Origin of the sequence: Anditalea andensis, from assembly GCF_000714815.1 — a bacterium.
GTDB lineage: Bacteria > Bacteroidota > Bacteroidia > Cytophagales > Cyclobacteriaceae > Anditalea > Anditalea andensis.
This window is the reverse complement of the sequence record NZ_JMIH01000052.1, coordinates 19,300-28,015: the sequence shown is the minus strand read 5'-3', so window position 1 is coordinate 28,015 and position 8,716 is coordinate 19,300. Positions and strand designations below refer to the sequence as shown.

The following is an 8,716-nucleotide window of genomic DNA, read 5'->3' as shown; positions in this document are numbered from 1 at the left end:
AAACAATCAAAAAAAGATAGCGTGACAATTCAAAATACTGACCTCGAAATTATTAGGGTGATTTTTTTCAAATCGCACTGATAATTTGAGAGGCCCCCGCGGCAGGCGGAAATATATATAAATCAATAGGGTTAAATTATTTGTTTAATTAATTGTAGCAATTCCACTTTTTCCTCTGCCATAAAACTTTCTTTAAAAATTTCCATCTGATAAATACCTCACAAAACTAACCCATTTAACTTTTACATGCAAGAGCTATGTTAATTGTATTTGACCTATAAGTGATGTATTTTTGTAAATCACTATCATATAACTCTCAAAAACGAGGTATTTATGGCTTTTTCAGACAGATTGGCGTTCGCCCGCAAGCAGAAAAAAATCAGGCAGGCAGACCTGGGGAAGCTCGTCGGGACTTCCGGGGATATCATCGGTAAGTATGAACGGGGCGAAAACATCCCCTCCATTGACGTAGCCGCCAAGATCGCCGATGCACTGGGGGTAACTCTGGATTATCTGGTAAAGGACGGGGAGTATGAGCGCATTGACAACGAAACACTCAAAAAACTGAAGGAGATCCAGAACCTGGATCCGGAAAACAAGTCTCACGTTTTTGCCACTATCGATGCTTTCATCAAAGCGGCCAAACTCAAAAGTATCGCAGCACTATAAAATAAAAGCCCCAGTTATGGGGCTTTTGATATACTTTTTTAAAAAAACAACAGCATCAACTCCCGTATCAGAAGAACAATCCCTGCCCCAATCAGCAGATATATCATTATCCTATACTGGAAATCTATCAATAAAACATCCTCTTTTTGTTGATTATTTCTTTGATTCCTCAATAGAAGAAGAATGCCAGTAATAAGCAAAAGCAAACCAATAACAAAAACCATTTCTTATTTTACTTTAGGAACAATTATTAAATTCACAATGTCCAAAGAGGTATTTTTCAGGCCTTGTAAAATTGGAAGGTCGGTTGTTGAATTGATTAACCCTCTTGCTGGAGATGCCATGTTTTTAAGATACCTGCCACTGGCTGCACCTGTAACCATCAATGAACCTTCAATAGCGGCACTTCTATAATCTCCTTCTGCCGCATACATCAAAGTACTTGCCCCACCAGCTACGGTAGAAACAGCTCCTCCAACACCAATTAATCCTGCTCCAACCGGAGGTACAAAAGGGGTAACAACCCCACCTAATGCTGTAATTCCTGCTCCTGTATAGCCTGCCGCATCAATCGTGCTTCTTGTCATATGTCGGGCAAAGGGTATTGCCTCACTTTTTATCCTCTCACTGTTTGCCCTCATGTTCTGTACAACAGGATTACTCATTGTCCTTTCATGCCTAGACTGTGAGGCCGTTACTGTAACTTCACCCAGCGTTTTCACCCCCTGGCTTACTGTCCCGTCCGAATTATAAATCAATGTATTCCCTGTCCCTTCATCAACTCCCGTCCCGGATTTACCCAGATATGTTTCACCTGTCTTCGTTGTTGCCTGAGAAGTAGCATTTTCATCCCAATAAACCTCGTTATCCTTATTGATAACCCAGTCAAACCTACCATCAGGATCTATCCTGTTCAGCGGGTTGTTCTGCACGAAGTTGTACGGAGAAACCCATTCCCTGAGATGGGACATCGGGTCCGGGATGCTCCAGCGTCCTATGGCCGGATCGTAAAAACGTGCCCCATAGTCGTATAGACCAAGGTTCAGGTGGTCAAGCAGTTCCTTGCCGTTGTATAGATACTTATTCGCCTTTATCCCACCATACTGAAACCCAATCCCCTCTAACACCAATCCCCATGGATCATAATGAGTCTCCTGCATAATTGGGGAGGTGGTGCTCATGACCATAAAGTCATCGAACCATACGTCCTCCGGGGTTTCGTTGACGACGAACGTTTCCAAGTATCCGTCTTCCGAAATATACAGGTTTTCTTCCAAAACCTCGTGTTGGTTTGCTGCGTTTTTCGTCAGGACTTGTTTGCCTACCTCATACCTATTACTGTCCTGATCGTATAATGCGTAAATCAGATACGCTTCAGGAGCTTCTTTATTTTGAAGGTCCCCAGCTATAATATTGGCCAGATTTAAGATAGCTATCGGATTTCCTGTTCCGGAGCGTTGCAGGCTTCCCGCCAGTTCGCTTAGTCCATCCACCATCCGGTCTTTTGCGGATTCGGTGAGGTAGCTGCCGGCGTTAATCTTTGTTATGTTGTCATCGGCGTACTTCCCGTGTACCCGGAGCGTGACGCTGTCTCCCGCATATATGGGTTGGGTTCTTCCAGGTCCGGCGATGCGGCCACGGTCGGCATTTAGCCAAGCCACCTGGTTACCGCCTTCCGTTACGTTATGTTCCGGACCGAGTTGCCGTGATTCGGAAAGCTGGCTGAAGGTCGCTTCCTCCTCCATGGCATTTTCGGTTTCCATGGTTGCTATAAAACCCTGCATGGTCGGATTGCGGAGCACTTGCCGGATATTTCCCAGATGGTCTTTTACGTTGTACTCGTATTGGTAAGCTGTTCCCTCGTAGGCCACCCTTCCACAGCCCGCAGCCCGGCCCAAACCGTAAAGAAACAGTCCACAGGACTGTTTCTTTACGGTTTGTCCTGCATTAAATAGTCAAGCGAACCATCAGCAAAAACCGCTTCCCCGACATAGTCTTGAGTTTTGGTCAAGGTGCCTGAAGTGTTGTACACTTTTTGCCTCAATCCAGCGCTACAGCCCGGCCCGTCGCTAGATTAGTCCAAAGGGACTAATCTTTAACGCTCCGTCCTCCTCAGCGTCATAAGAGCAAGCCAGCTTTGCGCCGGTCATGAACATTACCTCACGGGGCAGGTTGAGGTGGTTGTAGCTAATGGTGCTGATTTGTTTGTCCGGGTTTCCAGATAGGTTGCCGTTTACATCATAGAAGTAGACTGTAGCACTCGTTTTAAGCGGATGGTGTCAAATGGTTGCCTCCATCCGACTCCGTTTTACTTAGATTTAATATATTAAACTCTAATATGGAATTGTCTTTGTTCCTTCTTTTAATTCTTTTCCGTTTTCATCAAATAAAGTGTAAAGCCGTTTTATTTCAGATATCAACATTTCATCTAGCGTTTTCCAACAAAATTTCGAATTAGCACTTTCTGAAGTACAACAGTGTATCTTACTAGTTTCAATATCAATATATAGGAGTGACCCATCCCAATTGTATCCTCCAATGAAAAGAAAACTATCTTTGGAATCAGATGGTCTTTCTAATTTATTTGGGGTCAAGATTGAAAATGGCTGGCGGCTTGCTTCAATGCTTCTTCCTAATTGTTTTCTTAAACCATAAATCGAAAGCGTTGAAGATAATATGTTGAGACCGTTGCTAAACTCATTTAGTAAACTTTTAAGCTCAACGGGTAAGCGTTGATTCAAACTTGTCTCCAATTCTAAAATCTCTTCATGAGTCAGTGAAGGATATATTTTATTGAGCCATGCTTCTCTACCTAAAAATGGGGCTTTTCCGATAAGAATAGCTCCATTTTCCGCCACATGAGTACCCAAATTTTCAAACTTGAAAACTAAATTATGAATCTCTGAATAATTCTGCATCATTTTTTAATTTCTTTTAATTACCTCTCCACTTGAAGGATTTCTATAATTACCGTCGTGTTTATCAAGATGCTCTTTCCCCTTTTTAACAAATTCTACGTTGTCTGGATTACCTGCCATTTCTGGATTACTTTTAACACTGTTGATGTGGTGGCCTTCATAGCCTTTGACTTTTCCCGTTTCTTTTAATTCAAATAATTCTGCTTTAGTCCAATTCCTTGTACCTTCTGCACCACTTTCAACCAGTGCCTTTTCTTGATTCCAAGCTTTCCTAACTCCACTCCTTCTTAATGAATTGAGGTTTTTACTTTCCTGAATTGCATCAGAAATTACTCCCAATCCTTTTGCAATTTTAGGTGCTTTCGCTAAATCACCTGCGAAAGGAAGTGCAGCCCCGAATCCACTCTGTACCGCCCCCCAATAGTCACCACTTCTCAAGGACATCCCACCGCCAATGATATCTAAGGTTGGCGTTGGGTCAAAAACACCTCCAATATCAACAGCAGCTTGAAGGACATTATTTCCTGATAGGGTATAATTACCTCCAAAATCAACACCTAAACCACTAGCATTTAATGTTATATCAACTAAGTCGGTTTTAACTGTTACACTTGAATTATTAGCACCTCTCAAGACAATATCGCTAGGTGCCATCCCATCAGGATCAATAAACCTTATCGGATTATTAAAGGCGTAATTGTAAGGCGAATGCCTTCTCATCTTTTCCGCCATGGGATCCACAACTCCCCATCTCCCAATAACCGGATCATACATCCTCGCGCCGAAGTCATAATACTGAAGACCGTTGTCCTCAATGAGCTCTTTCCCGTTAAAGAGGTACTTCTGCCCCACCCCGCTCGGTGCCGAATAGGAATTGAACGTCATCCCAAACGGATAGTAGTCATCCTTCTGGACTATAATACTATTGGTATGGGTTACCTTGAAATCATCAAAGAACACTTCCACGGGAGTCGGGTTCTCGTTGGAGGTATAAATATACACATATCCGGGTTTTTCTATCGTGATCGGGGTGGTTTTTAGCTGTTGATGCGGTGCATTTGTGCCCGTCTCCCTGGCCGCTGATGTCACCGGAATGTATGAAGAGCTTAATAATTGGTAGTTCTGATCAAAGACCAGGATGTTCAGGTAAGCTTTTGGTCCTGTGGAAATGTCCCCGCCATAGCCCATCAGTCCCCCAAAAGGCATAGGGTTGCTCGCTGAGGCCACCGCGCCATCCACTACCACCGTAGAGGCATTGTGGGCCAGGTTGCTGACCAGCTGCGCGAAGGCGGTTCCCGGCGACCCTTTGGTAGACGGATCCAGGTACTTCACATAAACCTCAGCCTCTACCTTGTCCCCCGGCTTGACGGCAAGTGATTTGGCCAGCCCGTATTTCTGGTTCGCTGCACCCGTCAGCCTGATGGAATAGGAGTTGGATGTCCCAGCGGTCTTGTTGAATATATCCGCATTGATCCTGGTCACCTCACCATACCTGCTGAAATAGTTGTTTTCATATGCGCCTGAGGCGGATTCAAAATTGGCCATATAGCGGTCCACATTTGCTTCTGTTTTAAAGGTGGCCCTAACATTGCCCAAATGGTCTTTCAGATAATACTGGTATTCGAAGTGCTGGAATGCACCAGCATCATTTCTGCTGGCTACGACCCGCCCTTCTTCATGTTGAAGGAACTGCAGTCTGTTGTCTTCATATACAAAGCCCCCCACATAGTCCGTAATTTTGGTGGTACCCCCATCCACTGTTTTCTGTGACAGCTTGCTTCCACTGGCATCGTATGTATATTCTATGAATTTTGATGCTGTAAATGTTACCTTGGCCGGCAGGTTCAGGTGATTATAGGTAATAGAGGTGATGCCTTTGTTCCTGTCCAATACCATATTGCCGTTGGCATCATATACATATTCTTCTTCCAGATTTACCCCGTCCTTGAAACCCGAATCCATTCCCGAGACATCGGTCACTTTGCTGAGCTGGTTCCCTTTGGCGTAGGTATAGGTCAGGTTGTCTATCAGCTGGTTTGGCGTGTCGTTATGGTTGCCCCTGCGCTGCAGGGTTTTGATATTACCGTTCAGGTCATAGCTTATGTTAGGGACATTGAAGTTCATCGGACTGGCACCTCCATTACTGTAGATGGCCTCCGTCAACCTGTTCATTTGGTCATATTTAAAATCATAACGGTTAGTCATAGACTCATGGGGGGTTTTCCATGCGGTCTGGCCTATGTTGCCATTAAACCTAGGGGTAGGCGCATCATTGTATTTGAGGTCCATCTCAAACAACTTCGGAGTGCCATCCGAAAGGTTGTTTATTTTGGTCAGCCAGCCCCTCATGTTATAGGCATATCCGATATCCTCATATCCGTTGGCTAACACCTTTCTTACCAATTCACCCAGTTCGTTGTAGGTATTGTGTAATAGGGTAACTGCTGTTGCCCCGTTGATACTATGGCTTACAGTTTTAAGTCTTCCTGCATGGTCATAGCTGTAGTCTTGGGCGATATTTACCGTTTTGATATCCGCAGCGGGATTGTGCTGTTGCAGATAGGTTTTCCTTACCCTTCCGGCAAAATCATACTGGGTGGTGAACACATCGTTCCCGTTTTTGTGGTTCAGCATATTGGATTGGACCAGACGGTACCGGTCATCGTAGAAGTTGACGGTCTCCACATATTTGCTGGCCGTGCCCAAAACCTTTACTTTGGAACCGGTGACCTGCCCCTTAACAGAAGTGAAGACGGCAGGGAGGATTTTACCATCTGTGGTATTGAATTGGCCGGAAGGGAGGCTGAAGGTCTTGGTGGTAAACCTGTAATCATCATAATAGGTAACACTATGGATTTCAGGATCAGTCACCGAAGCCGGGTAAGCATTGTTGGCATATTTGGTTACCCCTATACCGGTATAGGCCTCGAATAGGACATTGTGGTTATGGACATTGCTTCTGATGGTCGCCAATGTACCTGGAATTACTTTTTCCCCCGTAATGACCGCTCTGCCAAAGGCATCGTATTTGATGAAGGTCCATTTGGTTCCTGAACGCTGGTTCCCGTCCTGGCTCAACACAAGTCTATCGAGCTTGTCATATACCATATATACTTCCCGGGAACCGGGGACCTGTTTTTGAACCAACCGGTTCCTGCCGTCATATTTATACTGGAAGGCCCAGTTGTCCAGGTGGTCCTGTGTGGGCATAATGCCATGAAGTTTTATTTCCACTCCGGGAGAAAGGGTAGTTCCCGGACTTACCGTGACCGTAGCGGAAGGGATATAGGCCACCTTTCCGCCGGATACCCCGGCAATGGAAGCGTAATTCACATTTTCTGTCACCAGGTGATATCCAGTTGGCAAAACGAGGTTGGTATTGTCATAGCTCTTGACAGCTTCGGGGGGGAGCACATAGCTTAGGTTGCCAAAATCGTCATAGACATAATAAGTGTTTGCCCATGTATTGGCCGGTGCCTGCACCTTTTTAAGTACCACTCTTTCCTGCAAATCCTTAAACTCGATCAAAATATTGCCATCCTCATCTGTAGTGGCGGTTTTGTACAGCGTGCCCGGATTATAATAGCGGTAAGCTACCGGCCTATTGTCAATTATCTCCCAAAGCATTACCTTATCTGCGGATACATTGGGAAGGTAATCCACATTTACAGATTTGTTGCCGCCCCCTATGGCTGATTTGGCCCAGGGCTGTCCGGGGGCGTGGGATTTGACTACCCTGTTCAAAGGAGAATTGTCATAAATATTTTCCCTGAAAGCAAAATTCCCGGCATTAACTCCTACATGGGCATCATAAAAAGCTTTTTGTTCAGACACTGCCTGCGGTCGGTAATCACCTGAAAGGGCATCTATGTTTCTGGAATATGGCAGATAATTTTTTGGCTGGCGTCCATACATATCATAAATGATAGGAAGGATCACATCCCTACCCAATGGAGAAGATTGTAATTGTACTTCCTGTATGGGTCTGCCCAATCCGTCATAATATGTGAAGCTTTTCTGTGACGCAATATTATTACTCGTCTTCAGGGCAGATTCATTTGTTATGGGAATCTGAGCAGTATATTTTTTGATTACATTGTGGCCGGAAACAACAGCCCTAACCGGAATTTTACCCGTAATACATCCGGATGCTGAATGTCGATAAGCTAACTGATAAGTGGTAGTCGTTGAAATCGTAGGTGTCGTATAGTTTTGACTGCTGGATAAAAGAGTGGTTCCGTTAGCAGCATACCATTGATAGGTAAATCCGGCAGGGGCAGGATTTGCCACAAGCGTAACTGGTCCCGAACCGATCCTTGATACGTCCTGTGCGGAGGCATTCACACCATTACATGTATTTCCTGTGACCTGGACCATTAATTGGTCAAAGAAATAATTGTCAAAAGTGGCAAATTGATATGTTATAAAAATGTTTCCGGAGGTATTGAAGTTTAATTGAAGTTGGGACATCGTATTTAACATAACATTTCCACCTGAATAAGTCCATTGGTAATCACCATAAGGAGGTTCAACCTGCTGGTAATTACTCCAAAAGACAATGTTATAAGTTGCATTGGAACCGAACGTAACGGAAGTAGGACCTGATATGTTAATATTGGAAATATTTTGGCCCATTACATTCTGTGACAGAACATAAAGAAAAATAAAAAAGGCAAATCTTAAACCTCTCATGGCTGATTAGATTTGATGAAAAATAATTTTTGCAATAATCCGGTAGAATTATCCGGGACAAGGACCAGGTTCATTTCTTTAGATACTTCTATCAAATAGGTAGTTGTATCCGTTTCATTTTCAATGTACAACCTCCCATCAGCCTCTCTCCATTTCCCTCTCATTTGCCTGTTTTGTCCCGCAAATATCCATTCTGCAAGAAATTTCCCGTCCTTAAAAAAAGTAAAGGTGCGTGAACTTAGCTCTTTCATCATTTCCAGTTTTTTAGCTTCCGGAAGGTATGCTAATCTCTTCATATCCACCGCCCCAATCTCTTCCTGTAATGCTTCTGCATTTAACTCCCATTTACCAGGGTTTATATCCTGTCCGTTCGAAACATTTGAAAAAATGGCAATTATAATTGCCGTTAAAATAAATTTTATAGTTATGCTCTTCAT

6 protein-coding genes are annotated in these 8,716 nt (G+C 43.9%); 2 read left to right on the top strand and 4 right to left on the bottom strand.

The genetic code is table 11. From position 1 onward, the window contains the following. Positions 1-333 precede the first annotated feature (333 nt). Both EL17_RS22310 and EL17_RS23750 read left to right on the top strand, forming a co-directional pair. A complete protein-coding gene (locus EL17_RS22310) occupies positions 334-669 on the top strand; it encodes a helix-turn-helix domain-containing protein (protein WP_035080001.1) in 336 nt (111 codons plus the stop codon). A 16-nt stretch (positions 670-685) separates the two neighbouring features. Beyond that, positions 686-862, top strand: coding sequence for a hypothetical protein (locus tag EL17_RS23750; protein ID WP_164675232.1), 177 nt, complete (start codon positions 686-688; stop codon positions 860-862). A gap of 34 nt (positions 863-896) precedes the next feature. On the opposite strand, the gene EL17_RS23745 is transcribed toward EL17_RS23750, so the two are convergent. The 4 genes from EL17_RS23745 to EL17_RS22285 all read right to left on the bottom strand — a co-directional run bounded on the left by EL17_RS23745 (position 897) and on the right by EL17_RS22285 (position 8,716). Next, a complete protein-coding gene (locus EL17_RS23745) occupies positions 897-2,471 on the bottom strand; it encodes an RHS repeat-associated core domain-containing protein (RefSeq protein WP_164675231.1) in 1,575 nt (524 codons plus the stop codon). Positions 2,472-3,002: 531 nt separating this feature from the next. After that, the gene (locus tag EL17_RS22295) at positions 3,003-3,590 is read right to left on the bottom strand and encodes an SMI1/KNR4 family protein (protein ID WP_035079990.1); all 588 of its coding nucleotides are present in this window, start codon (positions 3,588-3,590) and stop codon (positions 3,003-3,005) included. Between the two features lie 3 nt (positions 3,591-3,593). After that, complete coding sequence (locus EL17_RS22290; RefSeq protein WP_035079988.1) at positions 3,594-8,279, bottom strand: DUF6443 domain-containing protein; 4,686 nt, start codon at positions 8,277-8,279, stop codon at positions 3,594-3,596. After that, the gene (locus tag EL17_RS22285) at positions 8,276-8,716 is read right to left on the bottom strand and encodes a hypothetical protein (protein ID WP_035079985.1); all 441 of its coding nucleotides are present in this window, start codon (positions 8,714-8,716) and stop codon (positions 8,276-8,278) included. Before EL17_RS22285 ends, EL17_RS22290 begins: the two co-directional genes overlap by 4 nt.

What these genes read in the sequence shown, in the direction of transcription:
- EL17_RS22310 (WP_035080001.1), top strand. Translation starts at nt 334, where the DNA reads ATGGCTTTTTCAGACAGATTGGCGTTCGCCCGCAAGCAGAAAAAAATC.
- EL17_RS23750 (WP_164675232.1), top strand. Translation starts at nt 686, where the DNA reads ATGGGGCTTTTGATATACTTTTTTAAAAAAACAACAGCATCAACTCCC.
- EL17_RS22295 (WP_035079990.1), bottom strand. Translation starts at nt 3,590, where the DNA reads ATGATGCAGAATTATTCAGAGATTCATAATTTAGTTTTCAAGTTTGAA.
- EL17_RS22290 (WP_035079988.1), bottom strand. Translation starts at nt 8,279, where the DNA reads ATGAGAGGTTTAAGATTTGCCTTTTTTATTTTTCTTTATGTTCTGTCA.
- EL17_RS22285 (WP_035079985.1), bottom strand. Translation starts at nt 8,716, where the DNA reads ATGAAGAGCATAACTATAAAATTTATTTTAACGGCAATTATAATTGCC.